12 protein-coding genes and 1 riboswitch are annotated in these 15,679 nt (G+C 53.2%); of the genes, 8 read left to right on the plus strand and 4 right to left on the minus strand.

Going from position 1 to position 15,679, the window contains the following annotated elements:
* Positions 1 to 130: 130 nt before the first annotated feature.
* Positions 131 to 2,782: a phosphoenolpyruvate carboxylase gene (gene ppc, locus OGX67_RS01065; RefSeq protein WP_032938423.1), complete on the minus strand. Its 2,652-nt coding sequence runs from the start codon at positions 2,780 to 2,782 to the stop codon at positions 131 to 133.
* A 269-nt stretch (positions 2,783 to 3,051) separates the two neighbouring features.
* The gene (argE, locus tag OGX67_RS01070) at positions 3,052 to 4,203 is read right to left on the minus strand and encodes an acetylornithine deacetylase (RefSeq protein WP_003028848.1); all 1,152 of its coding nucleotides are present in this window, start codon (positions 4,201 to 4,203) and stop codon (positions 3,052 to 3,054) included.
* A gap of 155 nt (positions 4,204 to 4,358) precedes the next feature.
* Between argE and argC the strand changes: the two genes are divergently transcribed.
* The 4 genes from argC (at position 4,359) to oxyR (ending at position 8,810) form a co-directional block, all read left to right on the plus strand.
* Entirely contained in the window at positions 4,359 to 5,363 is a 1,005-nt protein-coding gene (gene argC / locus OGX67_RS01075; RefSeq protein ID WP_008323185.1) for an N-acetyl-gamma-glutamyl-phosphate reductase, read from the plus strand.
* 10 nt (positions 5,364 to 5,373) lie between these two features.
* Positions 5,374 to 6,147, plus strand: coding sequence for an acetylglutamate kinase (argB, locus tag OGX67_RS01080; RefSeq protein WP_213758330.1), 774 nt, complete (start codon positions 5,374 to 5,376; stop codon positions 6,145 to 6,147).
* Positions 6,148 to 6,255: 108 nt separating this feature from the next.
* Positions 6,256 to 7,629, plus strand: coding sequence for an argininosuccinate lyase (gene argH / locus OGX67_RS01085; protein ID WP_257651917.1), 1,374 nt, complete (start codon positions 6,256 to 6,258; stop codon positions 7,627 to 7,629).
* Positions 7,630 to 7,892: 263 nt separating this feature from the next.
* On the plus strand, positions 7,893 to 8,810 hold the full coding sequence (gene oxyR, locus OGX67_RS01090) for a DNA-binding transcriptional regulator OxyR (RefSeq protein WP_008787060.1): 918 nt from the start codon (positions 7,893 to 7,895) through the stop codon (positions 8,808 to 8,810).
* Here the strand turns inward: oxyR and sthA are convergent.
* Positions 8,793 to 10,193: a Si-specific NAD(P)(+) transhydrogenase gene (gene sthA, locus OGX67_RS01095; RefSeq protein ID WP_003028860.1), complete on the minus strand. Its 1,401-nt coding sequence runs from the start codon at positions 10,191 to 10,193 to the stop codon at positions 8,793 to 8,795. The two genes, oxyR and sthA, sit on opposite strands and share 18 nt — an antisense overlap.
* 191 nt (positions 10,194 to 10,384) lie before the next feature.
* On the opposite strand from sthA, the gene fabR reads away from it, so the two are divergent.
* Together fabR and OGX67_RS01105 are read left to right on the plus strand one after the other, a co-directional pair.
* Positions 10,385 to 11,020, plus strand: coding sequence for an HTH-type transcriptional repressor FabR (fabR, locus tag OGX67_RS01100; protein ID WP_003028862.1), 636 nt, complete (start codon positions 10,385 to 10,387; stop codon positions 11,018 to 11,020).
* 15 nt (positions 11,021 to 11,035) lie between these two features.
* The gene (locus tag OGX67_RS01105) at positions 11,036 to 11,395 is read left to right on the plus strand and encodes a YijD family membrane protein (protein WP_003028863.1); all 360 of its coding nucleotides are present in this window, start codon (positions 11,036 to 11,038) and stop codon (positions 11,393 to 11,395) included.
* Between the two features lie 82 nt (positions 11,396 to 11,477).
* On the opposite strand, the gene trmA is transcribed toward OGX67_RS01105, so the two are convergent.
* Positions 11,478 to 12,578 carry a tRNA (uridine(54)-C5)-methyltransferase TrmA gene (gene trmA, locus OGX67_RS01110; RefSeq protein ID WP_257651915.1) on the minus strand — a complete coding sequence of 367 codons (1,101 nt, stop codon included), beginning with the start codon at positions 12,576 to 12,578 and terminating at the stop codon, positions 11,478 to 11,480.
* Positions 12,579 to 12,693: 115 nt separating this feature from the next.
* Positions 12,694 to 12,880: riboswitch (cobalamin riboswitch) on the plus strand.
* Positions 12,881 to 12,945: 65 nt separating this feature from the next.
* On the opposite strand from trmA, the gene btuB reads away from it, so the two are divergent.
* Positions 12,946 to 14,784 (plus strand): TonB-dependent vitamin B12 receptor BtuB, encoded by a 1,839-nt coding sequence (gene btuB, locus OGX67_RS01115; protein ID WP_257651914.1) that lies wholly within the window; start codon positions 12,946 to 12,948, stop codon positions 14,782 to 14,784.
* The gene (murI, locus tag OGX67_RS01120; RefSeq protein WP_003028870.1) at positions 14,729 to 15,580 is read left to right on the plus strand and encodes a glutamate racemase; all 852 of its coding nucleotides are present in this window, start codon (positions 14,729 to 14,731) and stop codon (positions 15,578 to 15,580) included. Before btuB ends, murI begins: the two co-directional genes overlap by 56 nt.
* Positions 15,581 to 15,679: the final 99 nt, after the last annotated feature.

Raw genomic sequence — 15,679 nt, forward strand, 5'->3', positions numbered from 1 at the left:
TGTTTTGCTGTTGTAATATTCACGTAGTGAATATGTTCAGGCAGGAATATATTGAAAATGAAGTGGTTGTAACAGCGGTTTTTACTGTCGCCTTCGTACAGTAGCACGAAGGCGACAGCTGGAGGGGGGGTTAGCCCGTATTGCGCATACCGGCTGCAACACCAGCGATAGTCACCATCAGCGCTTGTTCAACGCGTGGATCCGGTTCATGGCCTTGCTCTTCGGCCTGGCGTGAGCGGTGTAACAACTCTGCCTGTAAGACGTTCAGCGGGTCAGTATAAACATTCCTTAACTGAATGGACTCGGCAATCCACGGCAGGTCGGCCATCAAATGTGAGTCGTTGGCAATCGCCAGTACGACATCGATATCTGCTGCCAGGCGTTGGCGTAGCTCTTCACCCAGCGGCCACAGCTCTTTTTTGACCAGGCGCTGATCGTAATACTCTGCCAGCCACAGGTCTGCTTTCGCGAAAACCATTTCCAGCATGCCAAGGCGTGTGGAGAAGAATGGCCAGTCGCGGCACATCGCTTCGAGTTCGCTTTGCTTACCATCTTCAACCACTTTTTGCAGCGCGGTACCAGCACCAAGCCAGGCCGGGAGCATCAGACGGTTCTGCGTCCAGGCAAAGATCCACGGTATAGCACGCAGAGACTCAACGCCGCCGGTCGGACGGCGTTTTGCCGGACGTGAACCGAGCGGCAATTTACCCAGTTCCTGCTCCGGTGTAGCTGAGCGGAAATAAGGGACGAAGTCTTTGTTTTCACGCACATATCCACGGTATAGCTCGCAGGAAATATCGGAAAGCTCATCCATGATATGACGCCAGTTATCCTTCGGTTCTGGCGGTGGTAACAGGTTGGCCTCCAGAATTGCTCCGGTATACAGCGACAGGCTGCTGATGGTCACTTCCGGCAGGCCGTACTTAAAGCGGATCATCTCCCCTTGTTCTGTCACGCGCAGACCGCCTTTCAGGCTGCCTGGCGGTTGAGAGAGCAGCGCCGCATGCGCAGGCGCGCCGCCGCGACCAATGGATCCACCGCGACCGTGGAACAGCGTCAGTTCGATACCGGCTTTTTCGCAGGTTTTGATCAGCGCGTCCTGAGCCTGGTATTGCGCCCAGGACGCTGCCATCACGCCCGCGTCTTTTGCGGAATCAGAGTAGCCAATCATGACCATCTGTTTGCCCTGGATAAAGCCGCGGTACCAGTCGATATTCAGAAGCTGGGACATGACGTCATCGGCATTGTTGAGGTCGTCTAGCGTTTCAAATAGCGGAGCGACCGGCATAGCAAAACCAATTCCGGCTTCTTTCAGCAGCAGATGTACGGCCAGCACATCCGACGGCGTTTTCGCCATCGAGATAACATAGGCGGCAATGGAGCCATACGGGGCTTCGGCAATGACCCGACAGGTGTCGAGCACTTCACGGGTGTCATTGCTCGGCTCCCAGTTACGCGGCAGGAGCGGACGCTTGGAATTCAGTTCGCGGATCAGGAAAGCCTGTTTATCCGCTTCCGACCAGTTTTCGTAGTCGCCAATGCCCAGATAACGAGTCAGTTCGCCCAAGGCTTCAGTATGGCGTGTGCTTTCCTGACGAATATCAATACGCACCAGCGGCACGCCGAAACACTTCACGCGGCGCAGGGTGTCGAGCAATTCGCCATTGGCGATGATGCCCATACCACAGGCCTGTAGAGACTGGTAGCACGCGTAAAGCGGGTCCCAGAGCTGTTCGTTTTGGGTGAGAAGTCCCGCAGGTTTCGGCAATTTCTCGCCTTTCAGACGGGCTTCAAGCCAGGCCTGGGTCGCCATCAGACGAGAACGCAGGGTTTTCATCAGATAGCGGTATGGTTCAGCTGCGCCTTCTTCACCTACCAGCGCCATCAGTTCCGGCGTGGCATCCACCATCGACAGCTCAGAAATCAGAAACTGGATGTCTTTCAGGAACAGGTCTGTCGCTTTCCAGCGGCTGAGCAATAGCACGTGACGGGTGATATCCGCCGTTACGTTCGGGTTGCCGTCACGGTCGCCACCCATCCAGGAGGTAAATCGAACCGGGACAAAATCAACCGGCAGCTTATATCCAAGATGCTCTTCCAGTTGTTCATTCAGCTCGCGCAGGTAGTTCGGCACACCTTCCCACAGGCTGTTTTCAACAACCGCGAATCCCCATTTGGCTTCATCAACCGGGCTTGGGCGCAGTTTGCGGATTTCATCCGTATGCCAGGACTGAGCAATGAGCTGACGCAGACGGCGCATCAGTTGGTTGCGTTCATAATCGACGAGGTCTTTGTTATCAAGCTGCTTGAGGCAGGCGTTCACTTCACCCATTTTATGGATCAGCGTACGACGAGTGATCTCGGTCGGGTGGGCGGTGAGTACCAGCTCCAGAGAGAGTGATTCTACGGCTTTCTTGATGGTGGCGTCATTGAGGTTGGGCTGCTCTTTCAGTTTACGCAGAGTGCGAGCAATCACTTCCGGGTTGCTGGCGGCTTCGCCTTTTGGCGAAATGCTGTGGTGCTGCTCGGCGGTGTTGGCCAGGTTCAGGAACTGGCTAAATGCGCGGGCAACCGGCAGCAGCTCGTCGTTAGACAGATTTTGCAGTGTGGTGAGCAATTCCTGGCGATTAATTTCATTGCCAGCGCGAGATGATTTGGACAGCTTTCGAATAGTTTCTACGCGATCAAGAATGTTCTCTCCCAACGCATCCTTGATGGTCTCTCCCAGCACTTTGCCGAGCATACTGACATTACTACGCAACGCGGAATATTGTTCGTTCATATTAACCCAGACACCCCATCTATTTTGAATATGTCCTGTATCTTTCGCGCCTGACTATCACGCAAAATCTTGCGGACTTAACTTTTTAGCCGTCTTTTATAAAGCCACGTAAAACACGTGACGTCAATTGCTGCGAAATCGGTTCAGCAAACGAATAAATGCCGTGAATTTACGTTATTTAATTCACATCCAATCAAATAAGCGTTGCTTATGGAAATGTTAAAAAATCGCCCCGCTTACCACTAAGGGATTAGCGGGGTGACAAGCAGTTAATGCCAGCAGAAATGGTGCACAACCTGGGTGATTAATTCGCGGGTTGGCTTAATAAAGCGCGTTTCCAGATACTCATCCGGCTGATGCGCCTGATTAATGGAGCCTGGACCCAATACCAGCGTTGGGCAAAGCGTCTGGATAAACGGCGCTTCGGTGCAATAGTTCACCACTTCAGTCTGTGCGCCCAGCAGTTTCTCAACCACCTCTACCAGTTGATGGTCAGGTGGGCACTCATAGCCTGGAATTGGCGGATGCAGTTCCGATACGGTCAGGCGACCCGGCCAACGTTCGCTGACAGGGGCCAGCGCTTCGTTAAGTAACCCATTGAGATCGTTTAGCGTCATACCCGGTAGCGGGCGAATATCCATATGCAATTCGCAGCAGGCGCAGATTCGGTTGGCGGCGTCACCGCCGTGGATGTGGCCCAAATTTAACGTTGGATACGGGACGGTAAAGGCATCATGGTGATAGCGCGCTTTCAGGTCATCGCGCAGATGCATGATATGGCCGATGGCATCATGCATCAGTTCAATCGCATTAACGCCACGCGCTGGATCGCTTGAATGACCCGACTGTCCCAGAATGCGTATCGCATTAGAGATATGGCCTTTGTGCGCGCGCACCGGTTGCAGGGATGTGGGTTCGCCAATGATCGCGCAGTCCGGGCGCAGAGCGGTAGTTTCAGAGAAGTAGCGAGCTCCCGCCATGCTGGTCTCTTCGTCAGCAGTGGCCAGAATGTACAGGGGTTTTTTCAGTTTCGTGACGTCGACATCACGCAACGCGTCGAGGATAAAGGCGAAGAAGCCTTTCATATCCGCCGTACCCAAACCATACAGCTTATTGTCATGCTCGGTTAGAGTGAACGGATCGCGCGTCCAGCGTCCGTCGTCAAAGGGTACGGTATCTGTATGGCCCGCCAACAACAGGCCGCCAGCGCCCTGTCCAATGCTCGCCAGCATATTGAATTTATTTCGCGTATCGGGAACCGGTTGGACCTCCACATTGAAGCCTAAATCTTTAAACCAGCCCGCCAGCAGAGTGATTAAACCTGCATTGCTTTGATCGAGCGCTTCTTCGGTGGCACTGATCGATGGCGTGGCAATCAGAGCGCGGTAAATCTCGATAAATGGCGGTAAATTGTTTTTCATTGTTGACACACCTCGGGTCATGATAGTATCAATATTCATGCAGTATTTGTGAATAAAAATACATTAACGTTGAGCGTAATAAAACCCACCAAGTGTAAGGTGAGGTGATAAAGGCTTATACCTGGCAACAGAATCTAAGAAGGTGAGCTGCCCCGATGTTGAATACGCTGATTGTGGGCGCCAGTGGCTATGCCGGCGCAGAGCTTGTGACCTATGTAAATCGCCATCCTGATATGACCATAACCGCTTTGACCGTCTCAGCGCAAAGCAATGATGCAGGAAAATTAATCTCCGATTTGCATCCGCAGTTGAAAGGCATTGTCGATTTACCGTTGCAGCCAATGTCAGATATCAGCGAGTTTAGCGCAGGGGTGGATGTTGTGTTCCTCGCAACGGCTCATGAGGTGAGTCATGACCTGGCTCCGCAGTTTTTGCAGGCCGGTTGCGTGGTGTTTGACCTTTCGGGCGCGTTTCGCGTAAACGACGGCGCGTTCTATGAAAAATATTATGGCTTTACGCATCAGCATCCTGAGCTGCTGGAGCAGGCCGTTTATGGGCTGGCGGAGTGGAACGCGGATAAACTGAAAGAAGCGAATCTGATTGCTGTGCCAGGTTGTTACCCGACGGCGGCGCAGCTTTCGCTGAAACCGTTGATTGATGCCGGGCTGCTGGATCTCAGCCAGTGGCCGGTAATTAATGCGACCAGCGGCGTGAGCGGTGCGGGGCGTAAAGCGGCTATCTCCAACAGCTTTTGTGAGGTGAGCCTGCAGCCGTATGGCGTGTTTACCCATCGTCATCAGCCGGAAATCGCCACTCATCTGGGGACAGAAGTGATTTTCACCCCGCATCTGGGTAACTTCCCGCGTGGAATTCTGGAAACTATCACTTGCCGCCTTAAGGCGGGCGTAACCCATGCACAGGTGGCTCAGACGCTGCAACAGGCGTATGGCGATAAACCGCTGGTGCGTCTGTATGACAAAGGGGTTCCGGCGCTGAAGAATGTGGTTGGATTACCGTTCTGCGATATCGGGTTTGCCGTACAGGGTGAACACCTGATCGTCGTGGCGACGGAAGACAACTTATTGAAAGGCGCGGCGGCACAGGCGATGCAGTGCGCAAATATTCGTTTTGGCTTTGCCCAAACGCAGTCTCTTATTTAAGGGGGCAACAATGAATCCATTAATTATCAAGCTGGGCGGCGTTTTACTGGATAGTGAAGAGGCGCTGGAGCGCTTGTTTACCGCACTGGTGAATTATCGTGAGTCGCACCAGCGTTCGCTGGTCATTGTGCACGGTGGCGGCTGTGTGGTTGACGAGCTGATGAAGCAGCTGAATCTGCCGGTGAAAAAGAAAAATGGTCTGCGCGTCACGCCTGCCGATCAAATTGACATTATTACCGGTGCTCTGGCAGGAACGGCGAATAAAACCTTGCTGGCCTGGGCGAAAAAGCATCACATCGCGTCTGTGGGTCTGTATCTTGGCGATGGCGACAGCGTAAAAGTGACGCCGCTCGATAAAGAACTGGGTCATGTTGGACTGGCGCAGCCGGGTTCGCCTAAGCTGATTAACACGCTGCTGGAAAGCGGCTTTCTGCCGGTAGTGAGCTCTATTGGCGTCACTGATGATGGGCTGCTGATGAACGTGAATGCCGATCAGGCGGCAACGGCGCTGGCGGCAACGCTGGGTGCGGATCTGATCCTGCTCTCTGATGTGAGCGGTATTCTGGATGGCAAAGGCCAGCGTATTGCCGAAATGACAGCAGCGAAAGCGGAACAGCTGATTGAACAGGGCATTATTACCGATGGCATGATCGTGAAGGTGAATGCGGCGCTGGATGCCGCGCGTACGCTGGGTCGTCCGGTGGATATCGCCTCTTGGCGTCATGCAGAGCAACTCCCGGCGCTGTTTAACGGCACGCCAATTGGTACGCGTATTCTGGCTTAACTACTAATGTGCCGGATGGCGGCTTCGCCTTATCCGGCCTACGTGGGTTTTGTAGGCCCGGTAAGCGCAGCGCCACCGGGCAAAAATATCATATTAAGGAAATTCGTTATGGCACTTTGGGGTGGGCGTTTTACACAGGCAGCAGATCAGCGGTTCAAACAGTTCAACGACTCGTTGCGTTTTGACTACCGCCTGGCAGAACAGGATATTGTTGGCTCTGTGGCCTGGTCCAAAGCGTTGGTAACGGTCGGTGTACTGACTGCTGATGAACAGCTGCGGTTGGAAGAAGCGCTGAATAATCTGCTGGAAGAGGTTCGCGCGAATCCTCAGCAGATTCTGCAAAGCGATGCCGAAGATATTCACAGTTGGGTGGAAGGTAAGCTGATTGATAAAGTCGGCCAGCTTGGTAAAAAACTGCATACCGGACGTAGCCGTAACGACCAGGTCGCGACCGATCTCAAGCTGTGGTGCAAAGACACGGTTATCGAATTACTATCGGCCAATCGTCAGTTGCAAACTGCGCTGGTGGTGACGGCGGAGAATAACCAGGACGCCGTCATGCCGGGTTACACCCACCTGCAACGTGCGCAGCCGGTGACATTTGCTCACTGGTGTCTGGCCTATGTTGAAATGTTGGCGCGTGACGAGAGCCGCCTGCAGGATGCGCTCAAACGCCTGGACGTCAGTCCGTTAGGCTGCGGCGCGCTGGCGGGTACGGCGTATGAAATCGATCGCGAGCAGCTGGCGGGTTGGTTGGGCTTTGCCTCGGCTACGCGCAACAGTCTGGACAGCGTTTCTGACCGTGACCACGTGCTGGAGTTACTCTCAGACGCCTCTATCGGCATGGTACACCTGTCGCGTTTTGCTGAAGACCTGATTTTCTTTAACACCGGCGAAGCGGGCTTTGTCGAGCTGTCCGATCGTGTGACTTCGGGTTCATCTTTGATGCCGCAGAAGAAAAATCCGGATGCGCTGGAGCTGATCAGAGGTAAATGCGGTCGCGTGCAGGGTGCGCTGACCGGCATGATGATGACGTTAAAAGGCCTCCCGCTGGCATACAATAAAGATATGCAGGAAGACAAAGAAGGGCTGTTCGACGCGCTCGAGACCTGGCTGGACTGTCTGCATATGGCCGCGCTGGTGCTGGATGGTATCCAGGTGAAACGTCCGCGTTGTCAGGAAGCGGCGCAGCAGGGCTATGCTAACGCCACTGAACTGGCGGATTATCTGGTGGCGAAAGGTGTCCCGTTCCGCGAAGCGCACCATATTGTGGGGGAAACGGTGGTCGAGGCGATTCGTCAGGGCAAACCGCTGGAAGCGCTGTCGCTTGCCGACTTACAGAAGTTCAGCCAGGTGATTGGCGATGACGTTTACCCGATCCTCTCGTTGCAATCGTGCCTGGATAAACGCGCGGCAAAAGGTGGCGTGTCACCCCAGCAGGTTGCACAGGCGATCGACTACGCGAAGGCACGTCTGGCATAAATTGATGGGTAATCATTCGAGCCTGGCGTCACGCCGGGCTTTTTTATGCAAAAAAAATGCGGACACAAGGTCCGCAAAAGTTCACGTTGGCTTTAGTTATTTCGAGTATGAGAGAAACTCTCAGAACGGACAGTAGCTTCAAGGGTTAAAGGGGTACCGTTCCGTTTCTGTGGTGCATTATTAAACAGAAAGCTTGATAGGGATAATCGTTCGTTGCTATGCTACCTATCGCTACGAACTATCGTGGCGATGGAGGATGAATAATGAATATTCGTGATCTTGAATACCTGGTAGCGCTAGCCGAACATCGTCACTTCCGACGAGCGGCAGACTCCTGTCACGTTAGCCAACCAACGCTGAGCGGGCAGATCCGCAAGCTGGAAGATGAGCTTGGCGTCATGTTGTTGGAGCGTACGAGTCGCAAGGTGCTGTTCACCCAGGCTGGTTTGCTGCTGGTGGATCAGGCGCGCACCGTGCTGCGCGAGGTCAAAGTGCTCAAGGAGATGGCAAGCCAACAAGGCGAGACAATGTCTGGCCCGCTGCATATTGGTTTGATCCCAACGGTGGGGCCATACCTGCTGCCGCATATTATTCCGATGTTGCACCAGACCTTCCCAAAACTGGAAATGTATCTCCATGAGGCGCAGACACATCAGCTGTTAGCGCAACTGGATAGCGGCAAGCTCGACTGCGTCATTCTGGCGCTGGTGAAAGAGAGTGAGGCGTTCATCGAAGTACCGTTATTTGATGAACCTATGATGCTGGCGATCTATGAAGATCACCCGTGGGCAAACCGTGACTGTGTACCGATGTCCGATCTGGCAGGTGAAAAACTGCTGATGCTGGAAGATGGCCACTGCCTGCGCGATCAGGCAATGGGCTTCTGCTTTGAAGCGGGTGCTGATGAAGATACCCATTTTCGGGCAACCAGTCTGGAAACGCTACGTAACATGGTGGCGGCAGGAAGCGGTATCACCTTACTGCCTGCGCTGGCTGTTCCGCCGGAGCGTAAGCGTGATGGTGTTGTTTATCTGCCATGCATTAAACCCGAACCGCGTCGTACGATTGGTCTGGTGTACCGTCCTGGTTCGCCGCTGCGCAGCCGTTATGAACAGTTGGCAGAGGCCATCCGTGGATCAATGGATGGCCATTTCGACAGTGCGTTAAAACAGGCGGTTTAAGCCATTTAGCGCTGCTACCCGATAGGCTTCTGCCATGGTTGGGTAGTTAAAGGTGGTGTTAACGAAGTACTCGATAGTGTTACCACCACCTTTTTGCTCCATTATCGCTTGTCCGATGTGAATAATTTCGGCCGCGCGCTCCCCAAAGCAGTGGATCCCCAGAATCTCTTTGGTTTCGCGATGGAACAGGATCTTCAGCGTTCCGACACTCATACCCACGATTTGCGCACGTGCCAGATGCTTAAACTGGGCGCGGCCAACCTCGTATGGAACTTTCATTGCCGTGAGTTGCTGTTCGGTTTTACCAACGGAGCTGATTTCTGGAATGGTATAAATCCCGGTCGGGATATCTTCAATCAGATGCGCGGTGGCTTCGCCTTTTACCAACGCCTGGGCGGCAATGCGTCCCTGGTCGTAGGCCGCCGATGCCAGGCTCGGATAACCGATCACATCCCCTACGGCATACACATGCGGCAGCGCCGTCTGGTACATGCTATTCACTTTGAGCTGCCCACGGCTGTCGGTTTTCAGGCCAATGTTTTCCAGCGCCAGCGAATCGGTATTACCGGTACGGCCATTGGCGTACAACAGGCAGTCTGCCTTCAGTTTCTTACCGGATTTCAGGTGCATGATGACGCCGTCATCGCAGCCTTCAATCTTCTCATACTCTTCGTTGTGGCGAATGACCACACCGCTGTTCCAGAAGTGGTAAGAGAGCGAGTCGGACATCTCTTGATCGAGGAACGCCAGCAGACGATCGCGGGTGTTGATTAAATCAACTTTGACATCCATTCCACGGAAGATCGACGCATATTCACAGCCAATGACCCCCGCGCCATAAATCAGCACATGGCGTGGTTCGTGGTGCAGGCTCAGGATAGAGTCGCTGTCGTAAACCCGTGGATGCGAAAAGTCGACATCAACAGGGCGATAAGGACGCGAACCGCAGGCAATAACAAACTTATCCGCAGTCAGCGTTTCCACCGTACCGTCGTGACATTCCAGGGCGATCGTGTGTTCATCAACAAAACGGGCATTCCCCTGCAAAATTTCGCAGTGATTGCGCTCGTAAAATCCTTGCCGCATACGCGTTTGCTGATTAATAACGTTATCAGCGTGGTTGAGAATATCGGCAAAAGAAGAACGAAGGAGTCGGGAGTGGTCGCTGTACAGTGGGTTCTGATTGAATTCAATAATGCGGCTGACGGCGTGGCGGAGGGCTTTCGACGGGATGGTGCCCCAGTGGGTACAGCCTCCGCCGACGTTATGATAGCGCTCAATCACCGCGACGCGCGCTCCTTGCTTAACCAGACCCATTGCAGCGCCTTCGCCGCCGGGACCGGAACCTATTACTATTGCATCGTAATCGTAGGAATGTGACATGGTCAGGCTTACCTGTTCTTATACATAAAAGCAACAGAATAGTAACATCGTTGTCAGGATAACCCAATTATCGTTGTGCTTTTTTGCGAAGTCGAAGCACAAACTGCGCGTAAACAATCATTCACAAAGCCATGCCAACCGCCTAATCTCTGGTATAGTGCCAGCAAGGTATGTGGAAGGATTCAGACATCGTGATGGGCGTTAGAGCGCAACAAAAAGAAAAAACCCGGCGTTCGCTGGTAGAAGCCGCATTTAGTCAACTGAGCGCTGAGCGTAGTTTTGCCAGCCTCAGTTTACGCGAAGTTGCTCGTGAAGCGGGCATTGCGCCAACCTCGTTTTATCGCCATTTCCGCGATGTGGATGAACTCGGCCTGACGATGGTGGACGAAAGCGGTCTGATGCTGCGTCAATTGATGCGCCAGGCGCGCCAGCGTATCGCGAAGGGCGGGAGTGTGATCCGCACCTCGGTCTCAACATTTATGGAGTTCATCGGCAACAATCCCAACGCCTTCCGTTTATTATTGCGCGAGCGTTCGGGGACATCCGCAGCGTTTCGTGCAGCGGTCGCACGTGAAATTCAGCACTTCATTGCGGAACTTGCGGACTATCTGGAACTCGAAAACCATATGCCTCGTGCGTTTACTGAAGCGCAAGCCGAAGCCATGGTAACCATTGTTTTCAGCGCCGGGGCAGAAGCACTGGATGTTGGCGCTGAACAGCGTCGACAGCTAGAAGAGCGGCTGGTATTGCAACTGCGCATGATCGCGAAAGGCGCATTTTATTGGTACCGCCGTGAACAAGAGAAGATGACGCACCACTCCGAGTAACGAGAAGGACAAGCAATGAAACAGTCAGGTCAAGATAAAGGTACGCTGCTGCTGGCGCTGGTTGCTGGCTTATCGATCAATGGTACATTTGCGGCGCTGTTTAGCTCCATTGTGCCATTCTCCGTATTCCCGATTATTTCGCTGGTGCTGACGGTTTATTGTCTGCATCAACGCTATCAGAACCGCACCATGCCTGTGGGATTGCCGGGCCTGGCCGCCGCCTGTTTTATTCTCGGTGTTCTGCTGTACAGCACCGTGGTACGCGCTGAATATCCGGATATTGGCTCTAACTTCTTCCCGGCGGTGCTGTCGGTGATTCTGGTGTTCTGGATCGGCTTTAAAGTGCGTAACCGTAAACAGGAAATTGTGGAGTAACAGTTGTCGCTGTAGGCCGGATAAGGCAAAGCCGCTATCCGGCAATCTGAACCGATAGTGCTTATCCGGCCTCCGTTCAGTCTTACTTCTTCGTTAACAGTACTCCGCACTCCATATGGTGCGTATACGGGAACTGATCGAATAGCGCCAGACGTGAAACATTGTGCGTCTGGCTTAACGTTTCCAGGTTCTTACACAGCGTCTCCGGATTGCAGGAGATGTACAGAATGCGCGGATACGCCTGCACCATTTTCTCCGTTTCGCTGTCCAGACCGCTGCGCGGTGGGTCAACGAAGATAGTTTCACACTGGTAACTCTTCAGATCGATTCCCTGCAAACGGTTGAACTCGCGAACGCCGTTCATCGCCTGAGTAAACTCTTCGGCCGCCATGCGGATAATTTGTACGTTATCAATATGGTTAGCCGCGATGTTGTACTGTGCAGCAGCCACGGACGGTTTGGCGATTTCAGTGGCCAGTACGCGGTTGAAGTTTTGCGCCAGGGCTAACGAGAAATTGCCATTGCCGCAATACAGCTCCAGCAGGTCGCCTTTTGAGCCCCTGGTGACATCAATCGCCCACTCCAACATCTGAATATTCATGGCGGCGTTCGGCTGGGTGAAGCTGTTCTCAACCTGGCGGTAGATAATCTCTTTACCTGCAACCGGCAAGCGTTCGTCAATGTAGTCCTGGTCCAGCTCAATTTTGGTTTTGGTAGCCCGACCAATCAAATGCACGTTCAGGTTTTGCGCCCGCAGCGCATCTCGCAGCGCTTCGGCTTCCTTACGCCATTCATCATCCAGCTTTTTATGGTACAGCATCGAAACCACCGCCTGATCGCTCAGGGTTGTGAGGTAATCAATCTGAAACAGTTTGTGGCGCAGGATGTGGTTGTTGCGAACGCCGTCGATCATTGCCGTCATCAACGTGTTGATGAGCTCGCTGGCTGCCGGGAAGCTGTCGACGCGAATACGGTTTTTGGTCTGGCTGTCGAACATGATGTGGTACAGGTCATCACCGTCATGCCACAGGCGGAATTCGGCGCGCATACGGTAATGGCTGACCGGTGAGCGAAACACTTCCGGAGCCTGTGCATAAAATGGCGTCATTAAGCTCTGCAGACGCACTACTTTCTCAGCTAACTGGGCGTCGTACTGTTCTGTCGGAAGGTGTTCGGGGGTCATGATGCGTCCTGAAAAATAAAAGTACGCGGGGATTGTAGGGATTGCTCAACAGATGTCCAGTCATTGATGATTTCCGATAATGTGATACGCGGTCTGGACACCAGGTTGTAACAAACTGTAGCATCCGTTTTCCGGTCCTGTGAGTTAAAAGGGAATCCAGTGTAAATCTGGAGCTGACGCGCAGCGGTAAGGAAGGTAAGAGATGAGCGCACCTGGTGCAGACACTGCGGATTGCCGCGGGAAGTCATCGTTTCTTTAAGTCGCCTCCAAGCCCGAAGACCTGCCGGCTAACGTCGCATCTGGTTTTCATCATCGCGTACTATCGGTGGGACCTGCGGCATCCTTCTTAAATTGTGGATGCTTTACAATGATCAAAAAATCATTGCTGTGCACGGCGCTGTCCGTCACGGCATTTTCTGGTTGGGCACAGGACACTCGCCCGGATACTCTCGTCGTCACTGCCAACCGTTTTCAGCAGCCTCGTAGCGCAGTACTCGCTCCTATTACCGTTGTTACGCGTCAGGATATCGATCGCTGGCAATCTAACTCCGTGAATGATGTGCTTCGTCGCCTGCCTGGCGTCGATATCGCCCAATACGGTGGTATGGGACAAAACTCGTCTATCTCTATTCGCGGCACCAACGCCAGCCATGTTCTGGTGCTGATTGACGGCGTGCGCTTGAACCTGGCAGGGGTTAGCGGCGCAGCCGATCTCAGCCAGTTCCCGGTCTCGTTAGTGCAGCGTATCGAATACATTCGAGGGCCGCGTTCGGCGGTTTATGGTTCTGATGCGATTGGCGGCGTGGTGAATATCATTACCACGCGCGAAAAGCCGGGGACGGAACTGACAGCCGGTGTGGGGAGCAATGGGTATCAGAATTACGATGTCTCAACCCAACAACAGCTCGGCGAAAATACGCGCGTCACGCTGATGGGCGATTATGCCTATACCAAAGGCTTTGATGTTATAGCATACGGCAGCACCGGCTCTCAGGCTCAGCCCGATAAAGACGGTTTTTTAAGTAAAACGCTGTATGGCGCGCTGGAACACAACTTCTCTGACACCTGGAGTGGGTTTGTTCGCGGTTATGGTTATGATAACCGCACGAATTACGACTCATATTACTCTCCTGGCTCGCCGCTCCTCGATACCCGAAAACTCTACAGCCAAAGCTGGGATGCAGGACTGCGTTTTAATGGCGAGCTTATCCAGTCGCAGCTGGTTTCGAGCTATAGCCATAGCAAAGACTACAACTATGATCCGGATTATGGTCGCTATGACTCCTCGGCCACGCTGGATGATATGAAGCAATATAATGTTCAGTGGTCCAACAGTATGGTGCTGGGGCACGGTAACGTAGGCGCGGGTGTCGACTGGCAAAAACAAACCACGACGCCTGGCACCGGGTATGTCACGGACGGTTACGATCAGCGTAATACGGGACTCTATCTGACCGGGTTGCAGCAATTGGGCGACTTTACCTTTGAAGGCGCGGCGCGTAGCGATGATAACTCCGAGTTTGGACGTCATGGCACATGGCAAACCAGCGCCGGATGGGAGTTTATTGAAGGCTATCGCTTTATTGCGTCCTACGGTACATCTTACAAAGCACCTAATCTCGGGCAGTTGCATGGTTATTACGGCAATTCGAACCTGGATCCTGAACAAAGTAAGCAATGGGAAGGGGCGTTTGAAGGCTTAACGGCGGGTGTGAACTGGCGAGTTTCAGGGTATCGCAACGATATCGATGACATGATCGATTATGACCCACATACCGAGAAATACTTTAACGAAGGTAAAGTACGCATTAAAGGCGTTGAAGCGACCGCAAACTTTGATACCGGACCGCTGGCACATACGTTGAGCTACGATTATGTCGATTCGCGCAATGCAATTACGGACAAGCCCCTCGCACGACGTTCTAAACAGCAGGTGAAATACCAGCTTGACTGGCAGGTCTATGATTTTGACTGGGGCCTGACGTATCACTACCTGGGAACGCGTTATGACACGGACTACGTAACCTACCAGCCGGTAAAAATGGGAGGAGTTAGCCTGTGGGATCTTGCCGTGTCATATCCAATCACCTCACGGCTGACAGTTCGTGGTAAAATCGCCAACCTGTTCGATAAAGATTACGAGACAGTTTATGGCTACGCAACTGCAGGACGGGAATACACCTTGTCTGGCAGCTACACCTTCTGATCCCCGTCCCACCGTGCTGGTGTTTGATTCCGGCGTCGGTGGGTTGTCGGTCTATGACGAGATCCGGCGTCTTCTGCCGGATCTCCACTATATCTACGCTTTCGACAACGTCGCCTTTCCTTATGGAGAGAAGAGCGAGGAGTTTATCGTCGAGCGTGTTGTTGAGATTGTGACTGCTGTCCAGCAGCGCTATCCCCTTTCTCTTGCGGTCATCGCATGTAATACAGCAAGCACGGTGTCGCTTCCTGCGTTACGTGAGAAGTTTGCCTTCCCGGTTGTGGGCGTGGTGCCTGCGATTAAACCGGCGGCGCGACTCACGGCGAATGGCGTAGTGGGGCTGCTGGCTACGCGTGCAACGGTGAAGCGCTCGTATACCCATGAGCTGATTGCGCGGTTTGCTAACGAATGCCAAATTGCAATGTTGGGTTCTGCTGAGCTGGTGGAACTGGCGGAAGCGAAGCTGCACGGTGAAACAGTTTCTCTGGAAGATCTGCGGCGTATTCTGCGTCCGTGGCTGCGGATGTCGGAACCACCCGATACGGTAGTGCTCGGGTGCACTCATTTCCCTCTATTACAGGAAGAGCTTTTACAGGTCCTGCCCGAGGGGACGCGGCTGGTGGATTCTGGTGCCGCGATTGCGCGCCGCACGGCCTGGTTATTAGAACATGAAGCGCCAGATGCGAAATCAACCGATGAGAACGTTGCATTTTGTATGGCAATGACGACAGAAGCCGAACAACTATTGCCCGTGCTACAGCGCTATGGCTTTAAAACGCTCGAAAAACTGTCAGTTTAAGTGGTTTTGATGAAAAAATACGCACTCGGAAGATTATTTTAAATTTCCCCTTGTCAGCCTGAAATAACTCCCTATAATGCGCCTCCACTGACACGGAAC

The organism is Citrobacter sp. Cf118 (genome assembly GCF_030334095.1).
Lineage (GTDB): Bacteria > Pseudomonadota > Gammaproteobacteria > Enterobacterales > Enterobacteriaceae > Citrobacter > Citrobacter freundii.